The sequence below is a fragment of the Burkholderia arboris genome (assembly GCF_038723655.1).
GTDB classification, from domain to species: Bacteria; Pseudomonadota; Gammaproteobacteria; order Burkholderiales; family Burkholderiaceae; genus Burkholderia; species Burkholderia arboris.
Window position 1 is genome coordinate 2,846,353 of record NZ_CP109822.1, and the last position, 25,625, is coordinate 2,871,977.

The following is a 25,625-nucleotide window of genomic DNA, read 5'->3' on the forward strand; positions in this document are numbered from 1 at the left end:
GCGCACCGCGCGGCCTGGACGGGCGGCGCGACGCGGCCGTCACGTCGTCCGCTGATGTTCCAGCCACGCCTGGAACATCAGCACCGTCCACAACTGGTGCTGCCAGTTCATCCGGCCCGTCTGGTGCTGCCGCCACAGCCGCTCGACCGCCGTCGCATCGAAGAAGCCTTCCTCGCGCAACCGCGACGGCCGCAGCAACGCCTCGGCCCAGTCGCGCAGCGCGCCGCGCAACCAGTGGTCGACGGGCGCGCAGAAGCCCTGCTTCGGCCGGTCGATCAGCGCGGACGGCACGTACCGGTCGAGCAGCCGGCGCAGCAGCGCCTTCGACTGCCCTTCCGGCAAGCGCACCGCCGCCGGCACGCGCCACGCGAATTCGACGACGTGATGGTCGAGGAACGGCATGCGCGTTTCGAGGCTCACGGCCATCGCCGCGCGATCGACTTTCGCGAGGATGTCGGTCGGCAGGTACGTGAGCGTGTCGATCGCCATCGCCTGCTCGGCGAAGCTCAGGTGCGCGGGCCACGCGGACACCGTGTCGAGCGGCGTCGGCGGCTCCTGCCCCGACAGCGCGATGCGCTCGGGATGATGCACCGCCGACATCAGCAGCCGGTACAGCCCGATGCGGCTCTCCGCCGTCATCACGTGGCCGAGCTTGTGCAGGCGATCGCCGATGCGCGTGGCCGATTCGCGCGCCTCCACGCTGCCCCACGCGCCCTGCGCGACGGCCGCGAGCTGGTCCGCGTGATCGGGCCGCAACGCATGCAGCGCGGCGGCGATCCGCGCGCGCACGGCGGCCGGCACGCGATGCAGCTTGCGCCACAGGCGCGGCGTCAGGAAGTAGCGCGTATAGCCGCCGAACAGTTCGTCGCCGCCATCGCCCGACAGGCTCACCTTCACGTGCCGGCGCGTCATTTCCGATACGAGGAAGGTCGGGATCTGCGACGCATCGGAAAACGGCTCGTCGTAGATCGACGGCAGCTTCGGCACGACGTCGAGCGCATGGTCGGCCGTGACGTAAAGCTCGGTATGGCGCGTGCCGAGGTGGCGCGCGACGGCCTTCGCGTAACCGGCCTCGTCGTAGCCGGCTTCATGGAAGCCGATCGTAAACGTGTCGACCGGCGTCGACGATTGCGCCTGCATCAGCGCGACGATCGCCGACGAATCGACGCCGCCCGACAGGAACGCGCCGAGCGGCACGTCCGCTTCCATCTGTCGCGCGACGGCCTGGCGCAGCACCGCGTCGAGCTGGCCGACGGCCTCGTCGGCGCTGCCCTCGAACGGCTGCGCACGGCCATCCTCGATCGCCTGTTCGAGCGTCCAGTACGCCCGCGCGCGCGGCGTATCGCGCGCATGCTCGAACTGCATGTACGTGCCAGGCGGCAGCTTGTGGATGCCACGGTAGATCGTATACGGCGCAGGCACGCTCGACTGGCGCAGGTACAGGCACAGCGCGTCGCGGTCGATCGTGCCGTCGAAGCCCGGATAGCCGCGCAACGCCTTCAGTTCGGACGCGAACACGAGCGCGTCGCCGATCCGCCCGTAGTAAAGCGGCTTCTCGCCGATCCGGTCGCGCGCGAGCGTCAGCACCCGCGACGCGCGATTCCACAGCGCGAACGCGAACATGCCGGTCGCCCGGCGCAACGTTGCCTCGACACCCCACGCGACGATCGCCGCGATCAGCACCTCGCTGTCGGAGTGGCCGCGCCACGCCGGTGCACGCCCCGCACGCTCGAGTTCCGCGCGCAGTTCGCGATGGTTGTAGATTTCGCCATTGAAGACCATGACGTAGCGGCCGCACGCAGATGCCATCGGCTGCCGGCCGTGCACCGACAGGTCGACGATCGCCAGCCGCCGGTGGCCGAGCGCGATGCCGGCTTCCGGGTCGACCCAGATCCCCTGCCCGTCCGGCCCGCGATGCGCGAGGCTCGCCGTCATTCGCGCGAGCGTGCCGCGCGCAGTCTCCTCATCGAAGGCGCCGCTATTCAAGAAGCCGTCGATTCCGCACATTTGATTTGTCTGCCCCTGTTGACCTGTTCCGTCACGCATGGCGCAACCTCGCGGTCCGCCGTCCGGCGTGACGGTCGAGCCATATTACGAAGAAATAAATCAGCAATAATTCACTGGTGAACGTCGATGCAGTGCGGAAAAAAAATGACGTCAAGCGCCTTGCACGCATGACCGGCCAAAGGGGCCATATCGAATTGGAACGGCGAGCAGCCAGGCCCAGCGGAATAAAAAAGGGCAACATGGCGACGGGCCTGCCACGGCCGCAGCGGCACGCGTCAACCCGCGCCGGTCGCCCATTTCAGCAACTGCGCAACCTCACGGAAATGCTGCGGCTGGATCGTGCCGTTCTCGGGCGTCGACTCGTACAGCGCCTGCGCGAGCCCGACGTTCGCGAGCGTCGGGCGCAGCGCGTCGCGGGCAAGCCGCACGATCCGCTCGGCCGCGTCGCCCTCGCCGCGCGCGAGCACCCACGGCAGCGAGCCCATGCCGCCGTAATAGAGCGCGACCGCGACGCGCGGCGAATAGACGACCACCGACGCATAGCCGATCCGGTCGGGCAGCGACGCGAACTGCGCTTCGCGCGCGAGTTGCCGGCGCTTCGCCTCGATGTGCGGATCGCCCTCGTCCTCCTTGTGCTCGCGCCGCACCTCGTCGACCGACATCTTCATCTTCTGGTTGAACTCGTGCCGCTGGTGCACGATGTCGATCAGCGCCATCACGATATAGATCAGCGCGGCCCAGCCGAACAGCAGCATCAGCAGCTTCACGATCAGCGCGAGGATCGAGACGGGCCGCGTGAAACCCGACTGCACGGACGGGTCGAGCGACTCGACGATCAGCCAGCCGAGCGTCGCGACGAGCAGCGCCGTCTTCAGCAGCATCTTCGCGAGATTGACGAGGTTGCGCAGCGACCACAGGTTCTTCATCCCCTCGGCGGGATTGAGCCGCGACAGTTGCGGCACGAGGCGGCTCCACGCCATCACGCCGCCCACCTGCACGAAGCCCGCGAGCAGGCCCGCGAGCAGCCCGGCCGCGACGATCTGCGCGGACAGCGTCGCCCAGTCGCGCGCGGCGCCGTCGATCAGCACCGCGAGCCGCGCGGACGGATCGGCCGCGCCGACCGCGTCGAACACGAGCCGGAACAGCGCCTGCAGCCGCGCGAACAGCGACCCGATGCCCACCGCGAGCGCGACGCACACGCCGACGAAGAACGCCGACGAAACCGTTTCCGCGCTCTTCGGCACATCGCCTTTCTCACGCGCGTCGCGCAGGCGCTTCGCGGTCGGCTTCTGGTCCTTTTCCGCCATGCCGGCTCCGCCGCGCTCAGCCGCCGCCGTGCGCGGCGAACAGCGCGCGCAGCAGCGCCATCAGCCCGCTGTCGGGGCTCAGCAGCGAATGCAGCGACGCATACACCACCGGCAGGAACAGCATCATCATCAGCAGCGCGAGCGCGCTCTTCAGCGGCTGCGAGAACACGAAGATGTTGAGCTGCGGCACCGCGCGCCCGACCAGGCCGACGCCGAGCTCGACGAGCACCAGCACGATCGTGACGGGCGCCGCGAGCTTCACCATCCATTCGAAGATCGTGTCGGTCTGCCGCACGATGAAAGTCTGCAGCATCGACGCGAAATCGGGGCCGAGCGAGCCGATCGGCCACCATGCGTACGACTGCGCGAACAGCTGCACCAGCACCTGCAATCCGCCCGCCGTGACGAACAGCGCGATCGCGACGAAATTGAGGAAGCCCGACGTCGGGCCGCCTTCGTGGCCGCCCATCGGATCGAAGAACGCGGCGCTGCCGCTGCCGGTCTGGAAGTCGATCAGGTAGCCGACGCCCTGGATCGCGAACAGCACCGCGCTGAACGCGCCCGCGAGCAGCATGCCGACCATCGCCTCCTTCGCGACGAGCAGGCACCACATCAGGAACGGCAGCGCGGCCACCTGCGCGGCGTCGATCGTCGGCGCGACGAACGCGGCGATCACGACCGCAATGCCGTTGCGCACGAGGCCCGTGATGATCTGCTCGTTGAACACCGGCACGACGAACATGATCGGCAACAGGCGCGGCATCACGTAGAGCAGCGGCCGCAGCATGCCGGCGACATCGTTGAAACCCGCGGCCTGGTCTAGCATCGGCGCTCCGCGGCGGCAGGCGGCGCGGCATCGTCGGCCGGGGCGGATGCACCGGTTGCGGCGGCGATGTCGGCGCCCGTTTCCGCGACGGTCATCGCCGCATCGAACGCGGCGGCCGCTTCAGGCTGCGCGCCGGCATGGGCGGCCGCGTCGCCGGCCCCGGCCGCCCACGCACCGGCCGTCGAGAAACGCCGCACCGCGTAGCCGTCCGCGACTTCGTCGGCGTCGCGTTCGACTCGCGCGGCGCGCGCGTGCAGCGCCTTCTCGCCGGCCTTCTCCAGCTTGTCCTCGGCGGCCTTCGCCTTGCGCGCGGCGCGCTGCAGGTCGGCGAGCGTCGCCTCGTGGCCGCGATGCACGTGCGCGGCCTCGCTCACCGACGCATTCGCGGTGCCGATGTGCCGGTCGAACGTACGCGTGTCGGCCGCCGCGTTCTGCAGCGCGCGCGCTTCGCGCACGTCGTCGGCGAGCCGCGTCTGGATCGCAGCCTTCGCCGCGACCTGCTGCGCGAGCTGCGCTTGCGCGGCCGCGAGCGCGCGGCGGCTCTGCGCGGCGATGCCCTGCTGGCGCGCGGCCGCGACGCGCGCGATCTGGCTGCGCATCTCGCGCACGCGCTTCAGGCGCGCGAGCGTCGCGAGCACGAGGCGGTCGTCGGCTTCAGACATGATCGTTCGCCAGCTTCGTCAGCTTCGCGAGCAGCACGTCGAAGCGCACGTCCTCGTCCGACGCCTGCGCGCAGAACGCACCGATCGCGTCGCGGGCGCGCAGCGCGAGGTCGCCGAGCCGGTCGCTGCCTTCGCGATACTCGCCGATCTGCACCAGCAGCTCGATCTCCTGGTATTTCGCGATCAGCTCGCGCACGCGTGCGGCCGCATGCTGGTGCGCGCGGTTCGCGACGAGCGGCATCACGCGCGACAGGCTCGCGAGCACGTCGATCGCCGGATAGCGGTTCGCGAGCGCGATCTTGCGCGACAGCACGATGTGGCCATCGAGGATCGAACGCACTTCCTCGGCGATCGGGTCCGACTCCTCGTCGCCTTCGACGAGCACCGTGTAGAGCGCGGTGATCGACCCGTGCGCGCCCTGCCCCGCGCGTTCGAGCAGGCGCGGCAGCACCGCGAACGTCGACGGCGGAAAGCTGCGCCGCGTCGGCGGCTCGCCGCTCGCGAGGCCGACCTCGCGCTGGGCGCGGGCGAAACGCGTCAGCGAATCGACCAGCAGCAGCACGCGCTTGCCCGCATCACGGAAATGCTCGGCGATCGCTGTCGCGACCAGCGCGGATTTCACGCGCTCCATCGCGGGACGATCGGAGGTCGACACGACGACGATCGAACGCGCACGCACCTCGGGCGACAGGCTGTGCTCGATGAATTCGCGCACCTCGCGGCCGCGTTCGCCCACCAGGGCGATCACGTTCACGTCGGCCTGCGCGCCGCGCGCGATCATCCCGAGCAGCGTGCTCTTGCCGACGCCGGACGGCGCGAAGATGCCGACGCGCTGCCCGATGCCGAGCGTCATCAGGCCGTCGATCACGCGCACGCCGGTCGGAAACGGCGTGTCGATCATCTTGCGCGCGAGCGGGTTCGGCGGATCCTGCTGCGTCGACACCCACGCAGCGCCCGTCACGGGCCCGCGATCGTCGAGCGGCCGGCCGAGCCCGTCGAGCACACGGCCGAACAGCCCTTCGCCGACCGGAAACACATGCTCGCGCCCGGAGGGCACGACGGTCGTCTCCGGCGACAGGCCGGCCACGTCGCCGAGCGGCGTGAGCAACGTCGTCTGCCGCGAGAAGCCGACCACCTCGGCGAGCAGCGTCGGCTGGTTCGGCGTGCGCAGCTCGCAGATCTCGCCGAGCCGCGCGCGGATGCCCGTCGCGTTCAATATCTGCCCGACCGCGTGGTTGACGCGGCCCTGCACCGACACCGGCGAGAAGAACGCGAGCCCCGCGTCGAGTTCGCCGACGAGGCGGCCGCGATCGAACGGCGCGCCGTCGTCGTCGCCGAACGGTTGCGGATCGTCGAGCGGCGCGTTCATCGCGCGGCGCCCTTCAGCGCGTCGCGGCGGATCGCCTGGCGCAACGCGTCGATCTGCAGGTCGAGGCTCGCGTCGATACGCCCGGACGGTGTTTCGACCGTGCACGCGTGGCGCTCGAGCTGCGCATCCTCGACGATGCGGATCTTCTGGCGGTTCGACTGCCCTGCGAACGCGCCGTCGAGCGCGTCGCGCATCTCGTCCGTGCGACCGGGCGCGATGCGCACGATCAGAAACGCCTCGTCGCGCACGAGCGGCGCGATCCGCGCGAGCGCGGCCTCGTACAGCTTCTGCGTGCTCATCTCGCCGACGATCGCGCGCACGGCCTTCACGACGATATCGGCCATCGCGTCCTTCATCGTCTCCATCGTGCGCGTGGCGGCGAGCGCCTGCGTGTAGGCCTGCGCGGCCTGCTCGCGCTGCGCGCGGCGCATCCCCTCGTCGTAGCCGGCCGCCTGGCGCTTGTCGAATTCGCGCTGCGCGTCGGCGACGATGCGCGCGGCCTCTTCGTGCGCGGTCGCGATCACCGCGGACGCATCGAGCAGCGCCGCGTATTCGCGCTCCTTGAGCACCTTGCGCTCCGACAGCAGCTGCAGGTTGTCGCTCGTGATCAGAAAAGCCAGTCCCATGACGCAAGCCTCTCGGGAATCAGAAACAGGAACATCAGCTCACCGAACTGGTCGCGCTGCGCGCGGTTCAGCCAGTACGGCGCTTCGTCGTCGATCGCGCGGTTTAACTTCAGGCGCACGCGCTGCGCGACCGCGTCACCGGACACACCGATGAAATCCGCGAGCAGGCGGCCGCCGCGTGCGCGGATCACGGTCGGCAATGCGGCGGGGTCGGCACGCCACGGTTCGAGCGTTTCGGCGAGCGCGCCGAATTCCGGTGCGCGTTCGAGCGCGAGTTCGAGCGCATCGCCGCCGAGCCGCGCCGCGACTTCCGCGCGGATGCGCCGCCCGGACAGCGCGTCGCGCAACCAGTTGCGATGCAACAGCAGCCCCGCGTACGCAGCCAGTTGCTCGAGTGCCGCGCCCGGCAGCAGCGCAAGCCGCGCGCACGGGTTCGCCACGTCGAAGTCGTGCCGGGCGGCCACGCCGTTCGCATCGAGCAGGTGCCGCGCCAGCAGCTTGCGGCCGGCTGCGCCGAACGCGTCCGGCGAGCGGTAGCGCGCGGGCCAGTCCGCCGGCACGCGTGTCACGTGCAGATAGCGGTCGGGCCGCAGGTTGAAGTCGCAGACGAGCGCATGAAACGCGGCGCGGCGCGCGGCGGGTGGCGGCGCGAGCGGCTGCAGCCACGGCAGCGGCGCCGGATCGGGTGAGACCGGCCCGTCACCCGGCGGCAGCGCATGCGGATCGCTCATGCGCCGTCGCGCGCGCCATCCGGCGTACGCAACCCGCCGCCGGTCTGCTGCGCCGACGCACCGCCGGCGCCGTTCGCCCCGCGCGTCGCGCCGAGCAGGCCCACGAGCCGCGCGCCGAACATCCCGCGTCGTGCGGCCGACAGCGCGATCACCGCACCGGTCAGCAGGATCAGCGCGAACACGAGCCAGCCGAGCGGCGAACGCAGCCGCAGGATGTCCGACACCGCGCTGCCGATACCGTCCACGCGCGCCGCACGCGCCGCGGCCGGCTGCAGGAACAGCGACACGTTGTCGTACTGCAGCCCTTCGATGCTGTGCGCGACGAGATCCTTGACCATCGGCGCCATCGCGCGCAGATCGACGCCGGGCCGATAACGGATGTACACGGCCGCCGACGACGGCTTGATCTTGTCCGCGAGCGGATCGTTCTCCGGAATCACGACCTGCACGCGCGCGACGACCACGCCCTCGATGTCCTGCAGCGTGCGCGACAGATCCTGCGACACGCCGTACAGGTAGCGCACGCGCTCCTCGGCCGGCGTCGATACGAGGCCCTGCTTCTGGAACAGCTCGCCGAGGCTCGCATAGCTGGGCTTCGGCAGCCCGTTCGCCTGCAGCACCCTGAGCGCGGGCTGCATGTCGCCGTCCGCGACGCTCACGAGCCACGCGTTGCGGTCCGACGTGTCGCGCGCGTCGTTGTCCTTCGACGCGCTGATGCCCGCGTCGCCGAGCACGGCGACCATCTGGTTCGCATCGCGCTCCGACAGGCCCGAGTACAGCTCCTTCTGGCAGCCGGCCAGCAGCACGAGCAGCCCCGCGAGCAGCGCGCGCGCCGCCCGGCTGCGCCACGCATGCACGCGTGGCGTCGAATCGATCGTCGTCATCGTTTGTCCGCTTCAGTGCACGTGAGGCCGGATCCGGCCCACGCGCGCTTTCACTCCTGCGTCTTCAGCACGGTGTGCGTGAAGCCGTTCGCCGCCTGCGCGACCGACAGGCTCAACTGGTATTCCGAAATCGTGGTGGTCGCCGTCCACTGGAAATCCATCGCCTTCACCATCGTCATCAGCGGGTCGCTGCGGCTGTCCGCCATCGACGTCAGCATCTCGCTGCGATGCTTGTCGATGCTCGCGTACCGCGTATCGAGATCGTTGCCGTAGGTGCGCAACCGCTCGACGAGCGACGACTGGTTCGCCTGCGCGGGTGTCATCTGCACGGCCGGCGCCGCATCCGCCGGGGCGCGCGACATCGCGACGCCCGACGACGACGGCGGTGCGGCCGGCGACGCGCCGGGCTGCATCAGCGCATCGAACTGGCGCACCTGCGCCGGATCGGACGCCGCGCCCGGCTGCTGCGCGGCGCTCGCGAGCGCGGCCGCGCCCGGCGGCGCGGCGCCTACGCCTGTCACTGACATGGTCATGCCCTCCTTGAAAAGCGGACGCCGGACCGGATCGGTCGGGCCCGCCCGGAACGGGCCGGCCGGCACGCGCGCATCCGCCGCCGGGCGCCCGTAACGGGCGGCCCCGGCGCGCGGCGGCGCGCGGCGCGGCCGGTGGCCGGCGTCATGCGCGGCCGGCCGAGCTCAGGTGTTGCGCAACCTGGGCGTTCGCCGTCCCCTCTTGCGCGGTCACCGCGTTGCTGGTTTCGAACGTCGCCGTCGACTGCTGGACCTGGAAGTTGATCTTCGTCAGTTCGAGCTGCGTCTTGGTCAGGTCGTCGGCCTGCTGCTGGACCTGGTTCGTGTTGGTTGCCCCACCTGTTGCCTGCGTACCCATGTTGCGCTCCTTTACGTGAACGTCATCCACCTTGCGGCGGCAGCCCCATGCCCCGCCGTCGACGTGGGCCGCCGCACGCTCGCGACGCCCCGCGTAATGTGCGCACCGCGTGCCACGCGATGCGCATGACCTGTCGCGGCGCTAGCGCGCCGCCGCCTTCGTCGATGCACCGGCCGTTGCCGCTGCATCCGGCAACAGCGTCGGCCCCGGCACCGGCTGCGCGACGCCCGCCGCCGCGCCGCTCGCGAGCGGCGCCACGGGCGGCGCCGGCGCCTGCTCGGGCGCACTCGCCGACGAGCCGCCGAGCGGCATCGTGATGCGCTGGCCGTTGCGCTCGAACACCACCTCGTCCGGGCCGATCGACACGACGGTCGCGCCCTCCTTCAGCCGCGCCCCTTCGAAATAACGGCTGCCGTCGGCCGTCTCGATGTAACGCTGATCGCCGTCGCCGGCGAACACGGTCGTGATTTCCGGAATCCCGGCCATGCCGCCGAGCGTCGTCGCCGTACGCGGTGCGGCCGGATCGGCATCGCGCACGTGATCGACCACCTCGAGCGCCGGACGCGCGTCCTTCATGTAGTTGCGGATGCGCGGCTCGATCTGCGCGCGCGCGGCCACGCCCGTCAGCTCGATCCGGCCGCGGCCGAGATACGTGACCGTCAGCGCCGTATCGCTGAAATAGGTCTGCGCGGTCGCGACCAGATCGCTGACCACGTAGATCGTGCCGAGCGCCGCGTTGTCGACGCCCGCGACGATCTGCGCGACGCGTTCGCGCGCCGCGGGATCGCCGACGTAGCCCGACACGATCACGCCGTCGTCGCGCGGCGCGACGGCCAGCTCCGGATACGCGTGCAGCAGCTGTTGCAACCGGTGCGTGCGCGCAAGTACCGATTCGTGCTGCCACGGCAGGCGCCCCGACCACGTGACGAAGCCGTAGCCGAGCGCGCCGAGCAGCACGCCGAGCCACAGCGCGACCAGCGCGATCACGAGCCGCCGGCTGCCGAGACGCCGCAGCCCGCCCGTGAGCCAGCCGAGCCACGCAGCCTCGCGCGCGGCGTCCGGGGCATCGGCTTCGTCGGGCACCGCGACGCTCGCCTGCGCATGCCGCGCGATGCCGAGCCGGATCGAGCCGACCGTCACGACGTCCTGCGGCGTCAGCGAACGGCGGCCCGTGCCGAGCGGCTCGTCGTTGAACAGCACCGGCGCGCCGGTGTCGCCGCCGTGATTCTGCACCGTCACCGCGAGCGCACCGACCTGCAGGCACACCTGTTTCGCACCGATCTCGCGATCGGGCAGGATGACTTCGCAATCGGCCGCGGTGCCGACCCAGTTCGCACCGCGCGCGAGCGACATCGTGCGGCCGTACATCGGCCCGCTCAGGAAGCACAGGTTCCACGGCGACGCGAGCGCGGCCGCGCCGCCCCCTGCGCCGCCAGGCAACGCGCCGTCGCCGTGCGGGTCAATGATGCTCGTCGACATGGGGAGTGGCTCCTGCGGTCGTCGCCGCCGGCTGCGACGCCGCATCCTTCGGCGGCGGCGGCAGCGCGGGCGGGCCGAATTTCGTGCCGGGCAGCGGCTTCGGCGTCAGCGGCACCGCCACGTCGTTGTCCGGCGGGCGATACATCGACATCCCTTCCCGATTGGCCGCCCCGTCGGCGCCCGGGTTCACGGGCGAGCCGTCCGGCGCATACATCGACGCGGTCGTCACCACGCGCGGCGTCAGCAGGTAGAACCGCTCCATGTGGTTACCCGACTTGTCGGTGTACTTGAACAGGTTGCCGATCAGCGGAATGTCGGACAGCCAGGGCACGCCGCTCTTGTTCAGCTTCACCTCGTCGTCGTTGAAACCGGCGATCAGCAGGCTCTTGCCTTCGTCGATCATCGTCTTGGTGACGATGTTGCGCTGCTGGATCACCGGCACGCCGGACACGGCCTGCCCCTGCACGATGTTGCCGTCCTGGATGTCGATCGACATCATCACGCTCTCGGGATTGCCGGACACGGCGGCCGCATTGCGGATCGCCTCGTCGACGATCATCGGCGTCACCTTGATGCTCGTGCCGGTCGTCACGCTGTACAGCGACGAATCCTGGTAGCCCGGCACCTGCACGTAGAACTGCGTGAGGTTCTCGAGGATCGCCTCGGTGTTGTCGAGCGCGAGCACCTTCGGCTTCGAACGCAGTTGCGCCTGGCCCTTCTGCGCGAGTGCGTTCACGCGCGTGAGCAGGTAATTGCGCAGCGACCCGCCGATCGACGCGGTCAGCGCGATGCCGGTCGGCAAGAAGGTGCCCGTCTGCCCGGTTTCCGACGTACCGACACCGAACGTCAGCGGCGGATTGCCGACGCCGTTGTACTGCGTGTTGCCGTTCAGCGGGTTCTGGCCGTTGCCGATCTGCACGTCGCCGTGCGTCGTGTGCAGGCGCCAGTCGATCCCGAGGCTGTCGAGCGAATCCTCGTTGATGTCGATGATCGTCACGTTGATCTCGACGATGCGCGGACGCTCGTCGAGCTGGCCGATCAGCGACTGATAGCGATACATGTTCTCCGGCAGGTCGCGCACGATCACCGCGTTGATCGCCGGGTCCGCAACGATCTGCGGCAGCGTGTCGCCGCCGCCGCTGTTCGAGAACGGCGAGAACCCGCTGCCCATGCTGCCGTCGCCGGAATAACCGCCCGAACGCGGGCCGCCGGAGATATCGGGGAAATCGAGGCGCGGCACCGCGATCGTCAGCCCCGAGCCGAGCTTCACCTGGCGCGCGGCCTGGCCGAGCGACGTGCTCGACGGCGCCGCGGTCGTGTCGCCCGCCTTGCCGAACAGCCGCCGCAGGATCGTCGCGACGCCCGGCACCGTCACTTCCTTGCCCGAGCGGTTGATCGTGAAGTCCGACGCCCAGCCGTATTTCAGCCGGAACGCACGGATATCCGCATGCGCGCCGTTCGCCGACGGATCGCCGACCGAGCCCACCGCCTGCCGCACGAGTTCGACATAGCGGCGCGGGCCGGCCACGTACACGCTGTTCGCGCGGTCGTTGATCACGAGCGTGTAGCGCTTGTCGGGAATCTGCATCGCCTGCAGTGCGCGGCCGATTTCACCGGAGGCATTCGGCGGGATCGGGATCATCTGCGTCTGCGACTGGTCGGCCGGATCGACGTACAGGAACGAGCCGTCGTAGTACCACGTGAGCCCGTAGGTCGAGCAGATCGTGTCGAGCGTTTGCTGCGGCGTGCCCGAGAAGCGGCCGCTGATCACCCCGTCGACCTTCGGGTCGACCACGGCCGTCACACCCTGCGACGACGCAAGCTCGCGGATGAAGTCGCCGATTTTCTTGCCGTTCGCGACGATCGTGAACGGCTTGTTGCGCCAGCGCAGGTCCGCGGCGCGCGCAGGCTGCGCGGGCGCCATGCACAGCGACGCCGTGAGCAGCGCGGTCGCGCACACGGCAAGCGCGGCCCGTTGCAGGCTGCGCGGTTGAAACCGGATCGAGGCGACGCGTCGACGCATCAAAGGACTCCTGTGGAAGAAACGAACATGCGTTCCAGCGCCTGCTGCGCAAAGCGCAGCACTTCGCCGCCGAGCCAGCCCGACAGCAGCACGAGTGCGACCATCACGGCGATCAGCCGCACCGCGATGCCGATGTTGGCGTCCTGCACCTGCGTGACGGCCTGCAGGATCGCGACGACGAGGCCCGTGACGGTGGCGATCAATACGATCGGCAGCGACAGCAGCAGCACGAGCATCAGCGCCTGGCGCGTCAGGTCGAGGATCGTCGAGCTCGTCATTGCACGGCTCCCGGCACACGCACGTCAGCGCCCGCGCCGACCGTGCCGTCGTCCGGCGGGTTCTTGACCCAGCCGACCGTGTGCAACTGCACGTCCTCCTCGACTTCCTGGTACGACAGCACCGCGAGATCGGGCAGCACCGGCTGCAGGATCGTCTTCACGTAGCGGCGCGCGCCGAGCGCGACCATCACCGCGAGCCGCGCGCCGCCTTGCGCGCTGCCGCCGGGGCCGGCCGCCTGCGCGGCCTGCACGATCGCGCGCACCTGCTCGCCGATGTCCTGCTTGACCGCGCTCGACAGCGCAAGGAAATTGCCCTGCTTCGTGCGCATCACCGCGCTCTCGATCCGCTCCTGCAGGTTCTGCTCGAACAGCACGACCCGCAGCTGACGCGTCGTGCCCGCATGGCGGTCGGTAATCATCCGGCGCAGGTCGACGCGCACCAGCTCGACCAGCGCGATCACGTCGTCGGGCTCGTTCGGCGCCCACGTGATCAGGCTCTCGAAAATCACGCGCAGGTTGCGGATCGGCACCTGTTCGGCGAGCAGCCGGCGCAGCACTTCGGTCACGCGCTGCAGCGGCACGAGCCGCGTCAGTTCGCCCACGAGTTCCGGATGATCGCGGCGCACGAGGTGCACGAGCGCCTGCGTCTCCTGAATTCCGAGCAGTTCGTCCGCATGCTGGCGCACGATCTGCTCGACGTGCGCGGCCAGCGCGTTTTCGCTCGACAGCCACTTGCCATCCGGCGCCGCGCCGTCCGGCTTGATCCACAACGCGGTCGCGAATGGGCCGAACGCCTCGGCCGGCTGGCGCTCCGCCCGCTCGGGCAGCGGCGCGACACCGTCCCACAGCAGCCAGCCCGGCTTCAGCGCGCCCTGCGCGGCGAGCACGTCCTGCAGATAGATCCGGTACGTGCCGGCCGCCGCGCCTTCGTCGTCGTTCAGCGTGATGCGCGGGAACACCGTGCCGATGTCCGCGTCGACGCGCGCCTTCGCGCTCGACAGCGCGGCCTGCAGTTGCGCGAGGTTCAGGCTCGTGCGCAGGTCGTCGGACAGCGACACCGCGATCAGCGACGTGACGCCCGCCGCGTGCGACACCTTCGCGGGCTGACCGTCGTCGGCCGCGCCGACACGCCCCGCCACATGAATCAGGTTGAAGCTCGGCGCGGTCGTCTTGCGCTTGAGCTGCGAGAACGCGAATGCGCCGAGTCCGAGCGCGATCAGCGCGAACGACCACTTCGGAAAACCCGGCACGACGAGAAAGCCGCTCAGCACGAACGCCGCGATCAGCAGCGCGCGCGGATGCGCACCCAGTTGCTCGCCGAGCTGTTCGCCCAACTGGCGCTGCCGCGCATCGCGCGTCGCGACACGCGTCGTCACGATGCCGGCCGCGATCGACACGAGCAGCGACGGGATCTGCGACGCCATCCCGTCACCGACCGTCAGGATTGCGTAACGCTGCAACGCCTCGCCGATATCCATCCCGTGCATCAGCGTGCCGACCGCAATCCCCGCGACGATGTTTATGAAAGCGATCACGAGGCCCGCGATCGCGTCGCCCTTCACGAACTTCATCGCGCCGTCCATCGCGCCGTGCATCTGCGATTCCTGCTCGAGCTTCTCGCGGCGTTCGCGCGCTTCGTCGGCACTGATGATGCCCGCGCGCAAATCCGCGTCGATGCTCATCTGCTTGCCGGGCATCGCGTCGAGCGAAAAGCGCGCACCGACTTCGGCCACCCGCTCCGACCCTTTCGCGATCACGATGAACTGCACGACGGCGATTACGAGGAACACCACACCGCCCACCACCACGTTGTTGCCGACCACCAGCCGCCCGAACGCGTCGATCACGTGGCCCGCGTTCGCGTGCAGCAGGATCAGCTTGCACGACGCGATGTTCAGCGCGAGCCGGAACAGCGTCGTGAACAACAGCAGCGCGGGAAACGACGAAAAGCTGACCGCCGACGGCACATAGGTCGACACCGTCAGCAGCACCACGCTCGCGGCAAGATTCAGCGAGATCATCCCGTCGAGCGCAGCCTGCGGCAGCGGCAGGATGAACAGCGCGACGACCGCGACGATGAACGTCGCGAGAAACAGGTCGGCGCGCGGCGATGCGCCCCCGAGACGCCGTCCGGATACGCCGCGGCCGGCGGAAAACAACCGCTGCCAGTCGCGGGGGAGCGCCTTCGGTTCTGCCATCGTGCCGTTGTCCTGTCGTTATCGCCGGCTGGCACGGGCAATCCTGCCCCCTGCCACGCGGACCGTTGAATGGGACGAGTGTAGCGACGGGAAACGATGGAAAAAGGGGTGCGCCTCGTAGCGTGAAAGCGCGTTTTCCGGCGACGATCGAATCGGACTACGAAACCCGGCGGCACGTTCTGGCACGCGCCGCCGGAACCGCTTCCATCGCGCGCCGGGCCGCCGGCGCGCGCGTCAGGCGGACGTCAGGTCGGACGGCAGGCGCCGTGCGGCGAGGTACGCGAGCTGCGCACGGTTCTGCACGTTGAAGAGTTTTTCGAGCGAGCGGATGTGGTGGCCGACCTTGTGCAGCGACGTGCGCAACGCGCTCGCGATCTCCTGGTCGGACAGCCCGTGCACGAGCCGGTCGAGTACCTGCTGCTGCTCGTCGCCGAGCGCGAAGCCACGCATGCGCGCGATGCGCGCCTCGAGGAACGGCAGCGCGACGCGATGCACGGCGAGACTGACCGACAGCGCGCCACCGATCACGCGATCGTCGATCCACTCGGTGCCGTGCGTCTCTGAAGTTACGTTCACCGCGACGCGCAGATCGAGGCGCGGCGCCGACAGGCTGAAGAGCACGCCGCTGTTCATCGCATGCGCACGCAGATGGCCGGCGAGCGCCAGTGCCTTGCGGTCGCCGCTGCGCTGCGCGGCTGCCTCGATCTCGTCGAGCCGCCACGCGACCGGGAAACCGCTCTGCCGCACCTGCGCGAAGCGCGGGTCGCTCTCGTAGAGCATTCCCTCGATAAACGGCTGCATGAATGTCGCCGGCGCGAGGTCGCGCAGCAGATGCGCGCACAGGATGCGCCGCCCGATCATTTCGTAGGCGCCGTAACCGAGCGTACTGAATCCGATTTGCCGCAATCTCGCGTGGCATTGCACGAAATCGATCGGCACAAGGTCGGTTTTACCGGATGTTATTTGAATGCCGGTAAAAACGTCGCGCTCGATTGCCTGATATTCGTTCGAATAAGCGGCAGCGGCCGCTATATCGGCTTGTGAGAACCACTCGACGCGTGGTGCGCCGTCAGCATATGTCATGAGGAGCCCGCCCTTTCCCAATATGTGAAACTGCGCCCCGTCACGATCTGGTCTTTTCTTTATGATTTTCTGGTCGTTGATATATGCGTGCGAATATGAACCTTTCGCCGCAATTGGTATTACGGCATATTACGCATACACAGGCATTTTTGTACAATGCCCCCGCGTTTCGTCAGGGATGACGATCGGCGCATATCAAAAACGATGCTCGATCGCACCGCCGCGAATGCCGTTCACGATACGGCCGCCGCCAGGCGATGCGCGTCGATTCCGAGGGATGGCTCATGTCCGATATTGCATTGCATGAAGAAGCGGTCGCCCCAACCACCTTGTCCCGCCCGCCGCGCGGATTGAGCGCATGCGCGGATGCGCTGCGCGAGCGCGCCGTGCAGGTCGTCTGGTGCGACGACGTGAAGCGCGGCGACGACACGCAGCCGCACGCGCCGAAGCTCGGCGTCGCCGATACGCTCGCGCACGCGCAGAGCACGGCCGAGCGCAACCGGATCGTCACGAGCCTGCTGCACCTGACCGGCTTCTCGACGTTCGCCTACTTCGCACTCGAATTCTCGCGCGAGCGTGTCGAAAGTCTTTACCTGCACGAAGCGTTCACGCCGGCCACCTATCGCGGCGACTACGTGCGGCACAACCATCACGACGTCGATCCGCGCACGCTCGGCGCGCGCGTGTGCAACATGCCGATCGTGTGGGACCTGCAGCAGTTGCGACGCGATCACCGCGAGCGTGACGACGGCCCGTACGTGAGCCCGGCCGCGCTCGACGGCTTCCTGCAGACGATGCAGGACGACGGGATGTGCAGCGGCATCATGTACTCGATGGCCGTGCCCGGCACGCGGCTGCACGCGTTCATGAGCTTCACCGCGCCGCGCCGCACGCGCGAATGGATCACGCCGGCGACGATCGAGCAGGCGCTGTCGATCGGGCTGTCGGTCCACAAGTTCGCGTCGCCGCAACTGATCTCGACGTCGCGCGAACGCGCGGTGAACGGGCTCACGCCGTTCGAGCAGGAACTGCTGCTCGGCATCGCCGAAGGCGCATCCGACAAGGAAATCGGCCGGCGCCTCGACACCAGCGCGCACAACGTCGACTATCACCTGCGCAAGCTGCGCAAGCGCTTCGGCGTCGCGAACCGGATCCAGCTCACGTACCTGACGTCGAAGCTCGAGCTGATCTGAGCACGGCGCGGCACTGCGCCGTTTCATGAAACCGGGCGCGTAAACGTACATGCCGGCCTCGCGGGCCGGCATGTACGGGTTGCGGCGCGGTGCCGGGTCCGGCGCCGCTTCCTGTCAGACGACGTCCTGCGTTACTTCAGCAGCGTCATCTGGACGACCTTCACGATCACGAGACCGACCGCGATCACCAGATAGCCGCGCAGCACGGCCATCCAGATGCGCGTCGCGACCGTCATGTTCTGCGGCTCGAGCGTATCGAGCGGCGGCATGCGCCACGTATCGCGCAGCGAGCGATCGAGCGCCGGCTCGACCACGCGCTTGTTGCGGCGAATCAATACCGTCGCGAGATAGCCTGCGATCGCGAGCACGGTACCGCCCACCAGCACGTCGACGATCGCTTCGCCGCTGATATCCGGATACATCACCGATGCGGTCAGGATGATCGACAGCAACACGAGCACCCAGATCACCGCGCCCGTGAACACGTTGAGCTTCGTCGAGTTGACCCACGGGCCGAGCACCTGCCGGTCGTTGCACAGCACGAGCAGGAACACCGTGGCGCTCGGCAGCAGCACGCCGGCCAGCGTCTGCACGGCTTCGGTCAGCAGGCCGAGCGGGCTGCCCGGGATCAGCACGAGCGTAGCTGCGGCCGCGACGATGCCGAAATAGACGAGATAGAAGCCCTTTGCGTCGGTCACGCCGCGGTGCAGCGAGTGACGGATCTTGAACACGTCGCCGATCGCATACGCGGTCGACAGCGACACCGCTGCCGCGCCGATGATGCACGCATCGAGCAGCGCGACCGCGAACAGCGTCGCGCTCGTGCGGCCCGCATACTTCTCGAGGCCCGCGATGATGCCGCCTGCGTCGGTGAAGTTGCCGGCTTCCGGATGACCGTTGAACAGCGCGGCGCTGAAGCCGATCATGGCGACCGCGCCAACCAGCACGAACGCGATACCGATCCACAGGTCGGCCTTTTCATACTTCATGAAGCGCGGCGTGATGCGCTTGTCGATCACGTAGCTCTGCTGGAAGAACAACTGCCACGGCGCAACCGTCGTGCCGACGATGCCGATCACGAGCAGCATCACGTCCGACAGCTTCGCGTGCGCGGGCCAGTTCGGCACGAAGAAGTCGCGCGTCATCTGTGCGACGGGCGGATGGATCGACACGAGCACGGGCACCAGCAGCAGGCTCAGCACGCACAACCCGATCGCGAACCGCTCGAAACGCCTGAAATCGCCGGTACTCACCGCTGCCATGGTCAGCGCCGCGGCCACGCACACGCCGGCCACCTTCGGCAATCCGAAGAAATCCAGCACGAACGTGATGCCGATGAACTCGGTGACGATGGTCAACGCATTGAGCAGGAACAGGTCGATCACGCTGAACGCACCCCAGAACTTGCCGAAGCGCTCGAAGATCAGGCGCGCATGGCCGACGCCCGTGACCGCACCGAGACGCAGCACCATTTCCTGGTTCACGTACAGCACCGGCACGAGCAGCAGCAGCGTCCACAGCAGCGTCGTGCCGTAGTTCTGGCCGGCCTGCGTGTAGGTGCCGAATGCGCCGGCGTCGTTGTCGCCGACCATCACGATCAGGCCCGGGCCGATGATCGCGAGCAGCGTGCGCAGGCGCGCCCACCACGAGCCGCGCGCACCGGTGTCGTGGTGCGCGATCGTCCCGAGTGCGCCGCGGATGTCGCCCAGGTGGGCTTCGTCGAGCACAGCGCTGCGTTCGACGGCGATCGGTGGAGAGACGTTGGATGGCGTGGACATGATGTGTTCCGTACGGCTAAGGGTTATTCGATTCGATAAGCGTGTGACCTTGGAATGCGCGCGGGGCGGCCGCTCGAAGGCGGCCGCGCGTGCGCATGCCGAGGCGCGCTCGGCGCTTCTGTTCAGTGGATCAACGCTTTCAGCTGGTTCAGCAGGCGGGAGAACACCCGCGGACGGGCGTCGAGCGTCAGCATCGCGTCGTAGTGGTTACGCGATTCCGTGACGTGCGGAAGGTTCGACAGCAGAAGGCCGAAGTTCATGGTCTGGCTCCGTGCGGCGACGGCAGGCGTGCCGGCCGCGTCTTGGGCGCGGGGCCAGTCCGGGGCCTGAACGACGTGTCAGGCTAGTGGGCCGGATTGTCCCTGCGACCCGGGTTCAAAAGGGTCTGTGCGTGCAACGGGCATAAGGGACAACTGTCACTGTCGTTCATGGCGGCTCCTCTGTGCGGTGTTCCGGAAAACACGGTTGACCGCCGTCGGGCCGGCGGGCCGCCCCTCGCGAGCCCGGAAAAGGCATGCGCGAACGCGGCCGCCAGCCTGGCGGCGGTGAAACCGGGCAACGCATGCGAAAACGCATCACGCTAACCGGCGCGAATCAGGGTGCACGTAGGAATTTGCTGCGGAATACTGCTGCGCGCACCGTTTGCCTGGGAGACAAACGGCGGCTTCGATGAGGCGCGGACGTCGGTCGCTCAGGCGGAAATTTCGTTCGAAGATCGACTACTGCAGGCGTCCAAGGCGGCGGCCCCAAGAGTGAAGATGGCGGATTCTATGGACCGCCCGAGAGTGAAGTCAATCCCTCCAAACCCCATTTCACGAAATAAATTTCCCGCCTTGCGCCACTGAAAGATTTGCCCCCGAAATGACGTGCCGGAACCTTTCAGCGCGTCACGGCACGGTCGTGCAACGATGCGTGCGCACAACGGCGCGGCGTCCCGTGCCGCTCTCTTCATACCCATCCCGTGCCGCAGCCGCACCGCAGTCGTCCGTTTCGACGCGCCCGCGACACAGATCGCTTTTTATGCGTTTTTTACTTGCACCGCAGCAAAAGTCCCGACTACAATCCGCCGCAATTCATCAAGGGAGTCCCTCCGTGGACACATGCTCTAGTTGCAGTTCGATGCCGGTCCAGGCCGGCCAAGCCATCGCGAGATAGCAGCCAGACGCATGTCTTTCGCCGCTAGCTCGCATTCGTCGGGTTAGCGCGCTTCCTCCCGGGCCGGCCATCGCCGTCTCGTCAGTCGCACGCTCCATTACGTTCCACCCTCCGATCGCAGGCCGCATCGTGCGCCCGCGCTCGAACACGTCGTCCGGCCCGCGCCGGACCGGACGGAGGCAGCGTCATGTTCTTTCAATCGTTCGTGGTCAGACTCAAGCGCATCGCGCACGTCGCGTGCGACCGCTCGTTCGTTTCCGGCCTGTCGCCGCTTGCCCATGCATTCAGCAACTGGCGCGGCACGGCGCTCGCCTATGTACCGGCGACGCCCCGCCCGCTCGACTGCGTGCTGGTCGCCGCGACGGCAGTCGCAATCGCGCTCGCCGCGCTGCTGTGCTCGGCCGCGCCACGCCTCGGCTTCGCGCAGGTGTGGCGCGTCGGCGGCTGGCTGCCGTAACCCCATCGCCGCGCGGCGGACCCACTCGCCCTGGACCGCCGCGCGATCGTCTCGCCGTGCTTCCCGCATCACGTTTTCGCTTCTTCAGATCAACTAATCAAACTGCCAACGGAGCCCACATGAAGAATCATCTCGAACCCGTCCCGCGCAAGCTCCGCGTCAATGCGCTCGCCACGCTGCTGCTGTCGCTCGCGACCACATCCGCGTTCGCGCAGGCGTCGTCGCCGGCCGCGGCCGAACCGGCGGCCGGCGCCAGCGACGCCGCCGCCCCCGCACAACAGGCCGCCGATGCTGCCGCGCCCGCTCCCACCGGTTTCTGGGAGCGCTCGAACCTGCTCGGCAACATGGGCGGCCTGCGCGATCGCCTCGGCGATCACGGTGTCACGCTGAGCCTGCAGGAAACCAGCGAGTACCTGTACAACACGTCGGGCGGCACGAATCGCGGCGGCGCGTACCAGGGGCTCACGCAGTTCGGTTTCAACGTCGATACCGGCAAGGCGATCGGCCTGCCGGGCGGCACGTTCAACGTGTCGGGGCTGCAGATCCACGGCACCAACCTCACGCAGCGCTACCTGCAGACGCTGCAGACCGCGACGGGCATCGAAGCGAATTCGACCACGCGCCTGTGGGAGCTCTGGTATCAGCAGTCGCTGCTCGACGGCAAGGTCGACGTGAAGGTCGGCCAGCAGAGCGTCGACCAGGAATTCATGGTGAGCCAGAACGCGGCGACGTTCATGAACGCGACGTTCGGCTGGCCCGTGCTGCCGTCGACCGACCTGCCGGCCGGCGGCCCCGCGTATCCGCTGTCGTCGCTCGGCGTGCGGCTGCGCGTGAAGCCGGCCGACGCGTGGACCGCGATGGTCGGCGTGTTCGACGGCAACCCGGCCGGCCGCACCGACGGCGACGCGCAGATGCTGAACGCACACGGCACCAACTTCAACCTGCGCAGCGGCGCATTCGTGATCGGCGAAGTGCAGTACGCGCTGAACGCGCCGCCCGCCGATCCGAAGGCGCCGCAACCGGCGGGCCTGCCCGGTACGTACAAGCTCGGCTTCTGGTATCAGTCGCAGCACGCGAACGATCCGCGCTACGGCACCGACGGCCTGTCGCTCGCGGATCCGGCCAGCAACGGCACGGCCGCCACGCATCGCGGCAACTACGGCTTCTACGCCGTCGCGGACCAGATGGTGTGGCGGCCGTCGGCCGACAGCCCGCGCGCGATCGGCGTGTTCGCGCGCGTGATGGGCTCGCCGGGCGATCGCAATATCGTCGATTTCGCCGCCAACGCAGGCGTGACGCTGAAGGCGCCGTTCGCCGGGCGCGACAACGACGTCGCCGGCATCGCGATCGGCTACGCGAAGATCGGCTCGCATGCGCGCGGCCTCGACGGCGACACCGGCGTGTACACGACACCCGGCTATCCGGTGCGCCGCGCGGAAACCGTCGTCGAAGCGACGTACCAGTACCAGGTCACGCCGTGGTGGCAACTGCAGGCCGACCTGCAGCACTTCTTCCGGCCGGGCGGCGGTATCCCGAACCCGAACGCGGCCGGTGCGCGCATCGGCGACGAAACGGTGGTCGGCGTGCGCACGACGATCACGTTCTGATGCGACCCGCATCAAGACGCGGGCCGGTCGGCCGCTTGCGCGACCGGCCGGCCCGTGTGCTTGTGAAACGGACGAACGCGTGGCCCCGCGCCGCGTATCACTCGCCGTACAGCCCGAGCAGTTTCAGCGTGACGCCGTTGGTCCAGCCGAAGCCGTCCTGCAGCGGATATTCGCCGCCCCCGCCGCCGCCCGTACCGGCGCCTTCGACCACGTACTTCTCGACGAGCTTGCCTTCGGTCGCATACACGTGCTTCACGTCCGACAGGAAGCGCGTGCCGATGTCCTTCGCGAGCGCCGGGTCGCCGTAGCGGCGCAGCCCGTCGATCGCGATCCACTGGAGCGGCGCCCAGCCGTTCGGCGCATCCCACTGCTGACCCGTGTTCTCGGTCGTCGTCGCAAGGCCGCCCGGTTGCAACAGCGTCTTGCGCACTTCGCGCGCGGTCGCCTTCGCGCGCTCGGGCCACGCGACGCCCGCGAACAGCGGATACAGCGTGGCCGCCGTCACGCCGTCGCGCGGCTTGCGCAACTGCCAGTCATAGTCGCCGTAATAGCCGTGACGGTTCCACAGATAACGGTTGATCGCAGCCGCACGCCGCGCCGCGCGCCCGGAGAAATCGGCCACGCATGCCACGTCGCGCGTGACCACGCAGCCCTTCACGATCGTCGTCTCGAGATGGAACATCAGGCTGTTCAGGTCGACCGGCACGATCGACGTCGTGCGGATCGTCGCGAGCGTCTTGCCGTCGCCGAACCAGCGCGAGCTGTAGTCCCAGCCGCTTTCGGCACCCGCGCGCAGGTCGCGGTACACCTCGTTCGCCGGACGGGACGGCACGGATTTCGCGGTCGTCACGTCCTCGAGATACGACTCGTCGCGCGGCGTGTCGCTCGCATCCCAGTAGCGGTTCAACACCGCGCCGTCCGGCATCGCGACCACGTGGCGCGCGGCCTGCCCGCGCGGCGTCGTGGTTTCGCCCTGCATCCAGTACGCATGCTCCTTGCGCAGTTCCGGCAGGTATTTCTGGTAGACCTTGTCGCCTTCGGCCTGCGCGGCGAGCGTGACCATGTACGCGAAGAACGGCGGCTGCGAGCGGCTCGCGTAGTACGTGCGGTTGCCGTTCGGGATGTGCCCGATCGTATCGATCAGATATGCGAAGTTGTCGAGCATGTCGTCGACGAGATCCTCGCGGCCCGACACCTGCAGCCCGAGCATCGTGAAATAGGTATCCCAGTAGTAGCCTTCGCGAAAACGCCCGCCCGGCACGACGTACGGTTTCGGCATCGGAATCAGCGAACCGTATGGGGGCGCCGTGGTGTTCGTGCGCGTGAGCTGCGGCCACAGCCAGTCGATGTGCTGGCGCAGCGTCTGGTTCGGCGGCGGCGTCACGCCGCTTTCCGGGGGCGGCGTGAAGTGCTGCCCGACGAAGGTCTTCAGCGAGAAGCCCGGCTGCGATTTCTGTTGCTGATACAACTGCATGATCGTCGCGGGATCGGCATCGGGCGTCGCGTCGACGAAGGTCTTCTGGTCCGGGTAGATCTGCGCGGTCTGCACCGCGACGAACAGGTCGCCGTAGAGCTGGCTCGGCGGCGGCAGCGTGCCTGACGCGGGAGCCGTCGCCGCGGGGGCGGCCGGGGACTGGCTGGCCGCTTGCACGGCGGCCTGGTTCGCGTTGTCGGCCTGCGCGGCGCAGCCTGCGACGGCAAGATAGGCGACAGCCAGCGCGGCAGCCCAGCGCAGACGCGGCGCGGGCGGTGCCAGACGCGGCGACAGACGGGATGAGAAGCGAGATGCAATCGGTGCGGCACGACGTGACGTCATGACGTGTCCCCTCCTTTCGATGGTGAGTGGATCGGCACGAGGTCTCGTTCGCGCGCGCGTTCGTCTCGATGGCCCTCGATCGATACGCGTCATGTTGTGGTGCGAATGGGTCCGACTGTCGCACGAAACGTGCGCATCAAGCAAGTTTCGATTCGCGCAGATAACCGCGCACGGCCCGCCACGCACGCGCTTCGAGCGCCTCCGCATCGGTCTCGCCGCGCGCGCCCGCCGCGTCGACGATGCCTTTCACGATCGCGAGCAGATCGTGCGCGACGACGTCGGGCGCCGCGACGCGCGGCGCATCGCGCCGCCCGAGCGCATGCAGCAGCGTCGCGTGGATACGGTCCACGACGCGTGCGGCGCGCGCACCGAGCGGCAGCCGCGCTTCCTCGAAATCGATCAGCCGCGCGAGCACGGGCCGGCGCATCTGGTGCGCGACGGCCCCGCGCACCAGCATGCGCAGCACGTCGTCGCAGGACGACAGCGCGGCAGCCCGGTCGACGTCGTCGAGCAGATGCGCACTCTCGCGCTCGACGAGCGCGGCCGTCAGCGCATCGCGATTCGGGAAGTATTGATAGAGCGAGCCGATGCTCACGCCGGCCAGCGCCGCGACCGCGTTCGTCGTGTAACCGTCGAAGCCGTCGCGCTCCAGAATGCGAGCGGCGGCCTCGACGATCGCATCGACGGTCGCCACCGAACGGCGCTGGCGCGGCGCCTTGCGGGGCGAAAGCGGAATGCGGGAAGACGATTCGGACATGGCGGGAATGCGAGTTTCCAATATGAGCGAACGCTCATATTCTAGAAACGCACGTCCGCTCCGTCAAAAGGAATCGACATGACTCAGCCAACACTTCGACGCCGCTCACCGTGTGCATGCTCGCGAAGACCCGCCCCGAACGGCTCGGCTGTCCCGTGCCCGAACGCTTCCGGCTGCGGCGCGAACACGTCGAGCCGATTCGGCAGACGTGCAGCGAACGCGTGTCGCTGCGCTTCTACGACACCGCGCTCCACTCGGTGCGCGTGACCGACGTGCGGGTGTGGGACGCACGGGATCGCCACACATACGAACGCGTCGTCGAGGCGCTGCGCGACGCGCCGTTCCGCGATCGCTGCTTCGACAGCGCCGGGATTCTGCCGGGCATCGAGAACGCATAGGCGTCCAATCACGACGAGGCCGCGCTGTCCACCAGCTGAGTACATGCGGCACGCATGCCCGGTGCACGTACCGCGCGTGCGCAGTCGTTCTTTCTGCACGCTC

The 25,625-nt window shown here is 68.6% G+C and carries 23 protein-coding genes; 4 read left to right on the forward strand and 19 right to left on the reverse strand.

Going from position 1 to position 25,625, the window contains the following annotated elements; genetic code table 11:
• Positions 1–39: 39 nt before the first annotated feature.
• The 15 genes from asnB to OHZ10_RS30270 form a co-directional block, all read right to left on the reverse strand.
• Positions 40–2,007: an asparagine synthase (glutamine-hydrolyzing) gene (gene asnB, locus OHZ10_RS30200; RefSeq protein ID WP_059239755.1), complete on the reverse strand. Its 1,968-nt coding sequence runs from the start codon at positions 2,005–2,007 to the stop codon at positions 40–42.
• A 275-nt stretch (positions 2,008–2,282) separates the two neighbouring features.
• Positions 2,283–3,314, reverse strand: coding sequence for an EscU/YscU/HrcU family type III secretion system export apparatus switch protein (locus tag OHZ10_RS30205; protein ID WP_059239753.1), 1,032 nt, complete (start codon positions 3,312–3,314; stop codon positions 2,283–2,285).
• Positions 3,315–3,330: 16 nt separating this feature from the next.
• Positions 3,331–4,140 carry a type III secretion system export apparatus subunit SctT gene (gene sctT, locus OHZ10_RS30210; RefSeq protein WP_059239750.1) on the reverse strand — a complete coding sequence of 270 codons (810 nt, stop codon included), beginning with the start codon at positions 4,138–4,140 and terminating at the stop codon, positions 3,331–3,333.
• Positions 4,134–4,802, reverse strand: a complete 669-nt coding sequence (locus OHZ10_RS30215; protein ID WP_059239749.1) for a hypothetical protein — start codon at positions 4,800–4,802, stop codon at positions 4,134–4,136. The genes sctT and OHZ10_RS30215 overlap by 7 nt, the downstream gene beginning before the upstream one ends.
• Positions 4,795–6,171, reverse strand: coding sequence for a type III secretion system ATPase SctN (sctN, locus tag OHZ10_RS30220; RefSeq protein WP_174991383.1), 1,377 nt, complete (start codon positions 6,169–6,171; stop codon positions 4,795–4,797). Before sctN ends, OHZ10_RS30215 begins: the two co-directional genes overlap by 8 nt.
• Positions 6,168–6,797, reverse strand: coding sequence for a type III secretion system stator protein SctL (gene sctL / locus OHZ10_RS30225; protein WP_027781117.1), 630 nt, complete (start codon positions 6,795–6,797; stop codon positions 6,168–6,170). Before sctL ends, sctN begins: the two co-directional genes overlap by 4 nt.
• Positions 6,779–7,528: a SctK family type III secretion system sorting platform protein gene (locus OHZ10_RS30230; RefSeq protein WP_342705243.1), complete on the reverse strand. Its 750-nt coding sequence runs from the start codon at positions 7,526–7,528 to the stop codon at positions 6,779–6,781. The genes sctL and OHZ10_RS30230 overlap by 19 nt, the downstream gene beginning before the upstream one ends.
• The gene (gene sctJ / locus OHZ10_RS30235; protein ID WP_342705244.1) at positions 7,525–8,412 is read right to left on the reverse strand and encodes a type III secretion system inner membrane ring lipoprotein SctJ; all 888 of its coding nucleotides are present in this window, start codon (positions 8,410–8,412) and stop codon (positions 7,525–7,527) included. The genes OHZ10_RS30230 and sctJ overlap by 4 nt, the downstream gene beginning before the upstream one ends.
• 50 nt (positions 8,413–8,462) lie before the next feature.
• The gene (locus OHZ10_RS30240) at positions 8,463–8,939 is read right to left on the reverse strand and encodes a hypothetical protein (protein ID WP_340624734.1); all 477 of its coding nucleotides are present in this window, start codon (positions 8,937–8,939) and stop codon (positions 8,463–8,465) included.
• Between the two features lie 148 nt (positions 8,940–9,087).
• A complete protein-coding gene (locus tag OHZ10_RS30245) occupies positions 9,088–9,300 on the reverse strand; it encodes a hypothetical protein (RefSeq protein WP_059239740.1) in 213 nt (70 codons plus the stop codon).
• A 141-nt stretch (positions 9,301–9,441) separates the two neighbouring features.
• Positions 9,442–10,779, reverse strand: coding sequence for a type III secretion system inner membrane ring subunit SctD (gene sctD, locus OHZ10_RS30250; protein ID WP_059239738.1), 1,338 nt, complete (start codon positions 10,777–10,779; stop codon positions 9,442–9,444).
• On the reverse strand, positions 10,760–12,802 hold the full coding sequence (gene sctC / locus OHZ10_RS30255) for a type III secretion system outer membrane ring subunit SctC (protein WP_342705245.1): 2,043 nt from the start codon (positions 12,800–12,802) through the stop codon (positions 10,760–10,762). The genes sctD and sctC overlap by 20 nt, the downstream gene beginning before the upstream one ends.
• Positions 12,802–13,080, reverse strand: a complete 279-nt coding sequence (sctS, locus tag OHZ10_RS30260) for a type III secretion system export apparatus subunit SctS (protein ID WP_006480854.1) — start codon at positions 13,078–13,080, stop codon at positions 12,802–12,804. Before sctS ends, sctC begins: the two co-directional genes overlap by 1 nt.
• Complete coding sequence (sctV, locus tag OHZ10_RS30265; RefSeq protein ID WP_174994419.1) at positions 13,077–15,278, reverse strand: type III secretion system export apparatus subunit SctV; 2,202 nt, start codon at positions 15,276–15,278, stop codon at positions 13,077–13,079. Before sctV ends, sctS begins: the two co-directional genes overlap by 4 nt.
• Before the next feature lie 234 nt (positions 15,279–15,512).
• Positions 15,513–16,361 (reverse strand): helix-turn-helix transcriptional regulator, encoded by an 849-nt coding sequence (locus OHZ10_RS30270; RefSeq protein ID WP_059239732.1) that lies wholly within the window; start codon positions 16,359–16,361, stop codon positions 15,513–15,515.
• 284 nt (positions 16,362–16,645) lie between these two features.
• On the opposite strand from OHZ10_RS30270, the gene OHZ10_RS30275 reads away from it, so the two are divergent.
• On the forward strand, positions 16,646–17,554 hold the full coding sequence (locus tag OHZ10_RS30275) for a helix-turn-helix transcriptional regulator (RefSeq protein WP_059240938.1): 909 nt from the start codon (positions 16,646–16,648) through the stop codon (positions 17,552–17,554).
• A gap of 131 nt (positions 17,555–17,685) precedes the next feature.
• Here the strand turns inward: OHZ10_RS30275 and OHZ10_RS30280 are convergent, their stop codons facing one another.
• Positions 17,686–19,332 (reverse strand): Nramp family divalent metal transporter, encoded by a 1,647-nt coding sequence (locus OHZ10_RS30280; protein WP_059239731.1) that lies wholly within the window; start codon positions 19,330–19,332, stop codon positions 17,686–17,688.
• A 122-nt stretch (positions 19,333–19,454) separates the two neighbouring features.
• Complete coding sequence (locus OHZ10_RS30285) at positions 19,455–19,592, reverse strand: hypothetical protein (protein WP_174994420.1); 138 nt, start codon at positions 19,590–19,592, stop codon at positions 19,455–19,457.
• A 1,082-nt stretch (positions 19,593–20,674) separates the two neighbouring features.
• Between OHZ10_RS30285 and OHZ10_RS30290 the strand changes: the two genes are divergently transcribed.
• Both OHZ10_RS30290 and OHZ10_RS30295 read left to right on the forward strand, forming a co-directional pair.
• The gene (locus OHZ10_RS30290) at positions 20,675–20,944 is read left to right on the forward strand and encodes a hypothetical protein (protein ID WP_059239728.1); all 270 of its coding nucleotides are present in this window, start codon (positions 20,675–20,677) and stop codon (positions 20,942–20,944) included.
• A gap of 119 nt (positions 20,945–21,063) precedes the next feature.
• Positions 21,064–22,551, forward strand: coding sequence for a carbohydrate porin (locus OHZ10_RS30295; RefSeq protein ID WP_342705246.1), 1,488 nt, complete (start codon positions 21,064–21,066; stop codon positions 22,549–22,551).
• Positions 22,552–22,648: 97 nt separating this feature from the next.
• Here the strand turns inward: OHZ10_RS30295 and treA are convergent, their stop codons facing one another.
• Together treA and OHZ10_RS30305 are read right to left on the reverse strand one after the other, a co-directional pair.
• On the reverse strand, positions 22,649–24,367 hold the full coding sequence (gene treA / locus OHZ10_RS30300) for an alpha,alpha-trehalase TreA (protein WP_340624730.1): 1,719 nt from the start codon (positions 24,365–24,367) through the stop codon (positions 22,649–22,651).
• A 136-nt stretch (positions 24,368–24,503) separates the two neighbouring features.
• Entirely contained in the window at positions 24,504–25,124 is a 621-nt protein-coding gene (locus OHZ10_RS30305) for a TetR/AcrR family transcriptional regulator (RefSeq protein ID WP_059239722.1), read from the reverse strand.
• Between the two features lie 116 nt (positions 25,125–25,240).
• Between OHZ10_RS30305 and OHZ10_RS30310 the strand changes: the two genes are divergently transcribed.
• Entirely contained in the window at positions 25,241–25,522 is a 282-nt protein-coding gene (locus OHZ10_RS30310; RefSeq protein ID WP_342705247.1) for a darcynin family protein, read from the forward strand.
• Positions 25,523–25,625: the final 103 nt, after the last annotated feature.

Coding starts and splice junctions, on each gene's coding strand:
- sctJ (WP_342705244.1), bottom strand. CDS start 8,412: ATGACGACGATCGATTCGACGCCACGCGTGCATGCGTGGCGCAGCCGG.
- OHZ10_RS30270 (WP_059239732.1), bottom strand. CDS start 16,361: ATGACATATGCTGACGGCGCACCACGCGTCGAGTGGTTCTCACAAGCC.
- OHZ10_RS30280 (WP_059239731.1), bottom strand. CDS start 19,332: ATGTCCACGCCATCCAACGTCTCTCCACCGATCGCCGTCGAACGCAGC.
- sctD (WP_059239738.1), bottom strand. CDS start 10,779: ATGTCGACGAGCATCATTGACCCGCACGGCGACGGCGCGTTGCCTGGC.
- OHZ10_RS30215 (WP_059239749.1), bottom strand. CDS start 4,802: ATGTCTGAAGCCGACGACCGCCTCGTGCTCGCGACGCTCGCGCGCCTG.
- OHZ10_RS30205 (WP_059239753.1), bottom strand. CDS start 3,314: ATGGCGGAAAAGGACCAGAAGCCGACCGCGAAGCGCCTGCGCGACGCG.
- sctN (WP_174991383.1), bottom strand. CDS start 6,171: ATGAACGCGCCGCTCGACGATCCGCAACCGTTCGGCGACGACGACGGC.
- OHZ10_RS30275 (WP_059240938.1), top strand. CDS start 16,646: ATGTCCGATATTGCATTGCATGAAGAAGCGGTCGCCCCAACCACCTTG.
- OHZ10_RS30305 (WP_059239722.1), bottom strand. CDS start 25,124: ATGTCCGAATCGTCTTCCCGCATTCCGCTTTCGCCCCGCAAGGCGCCG.
- sctT (WP_059239750.1), bottom strand. CDS start 4,140: ATGCTAGACCAGGCCGCGGGTTTCAACGATGTCGCCGGCATGCTGCGG.
- OHZ10_RS30295 (WP_342705246.1), top strand. CDS start 21,064: ATGAAGAATCATCTCGAACCCGTCCCGCGCAAGCTCCGCGTCAATGCG.
- OHZ10_RS30285 (WP_174994420.1), bottom strand. CDS start 19,592: ATGAACTTCGGCCTTCTGCTGTCGAACCTTCCGCACGTCACGGAATCG.
- OHZ10_RS30240 (WP_340624734.1), bottom strand. CDS start 8,939: ATGTCAGTGACAGGCGTAGGCGCCGCGCCGCCGGGCGCGGCCGCGCTC.
- OHZ10_RS30310 (WP_342705247.1), top strand. CDS start 25,241: ATGCTCGCGAAGACCCGCCCCGAACGGCTCGGCTGTCCCGTGCCCGAA.
- treA (WP_340624730.1), bottom strand. CDS start 24,367: ATGACGTCACGTCGTGCCGCACCGATTGCATCTCGCTTCTCATCCCGT.
- OHZ10_RS30230 (WP_342705243.1), bottom strand. CDS start 7,528: ATGAGCGATCCGCATGCGCTGCCGCCGGGTGACGGGCCGGTCTCACCC.
- sctV (WP_174994419.1), bottom strand. CDS start 15,278: ATGGCAGAACCGAAGGCGCTCCCCCGCGACTGGCAGCGGTTGTTTTCC.
- sctL (WP_027781117.1), bottom strand. CDS start 6,797: ATGGGACTGGCTTTTCTGATCACGAGCGACAACCTGCAGCTGCTGTCG.
- asnB (WP_059239755.1), bottom strand. CDS start 2,007: ATGTGCGGAATCGACGGCTTCTTGAATAGCGGCGCCTTCGATGAGGAG.
- OHZ10_RS30290 (WP_059239728.1), top strand. CDS start 20,675: ATGTTCTTTCAATCGTTCGTGGTCAGACTCAAGCGCATCGCGCACGTC.
- sctS (WP_006480854.1), bottom strand. CDS start 13,080: ATGACGAGCTCGACGATCCTCGACCTGACGCGCCAGGCGCTGATGCTC.
- sctC (WP_342705245.1), bottom strand. CDS start 12,802: ATGCGTCGACGCGTCGCCTCGATCCGGTTTCAACCGCGCAGCCTGCAA.
- OHZ10_RS30245 (WP_059239740.1), bottom strand. CDS start 9,300: ATGGGTACGCAGGCAACAGGTGGGGCAACCAACACGAACCAGGTCCAG.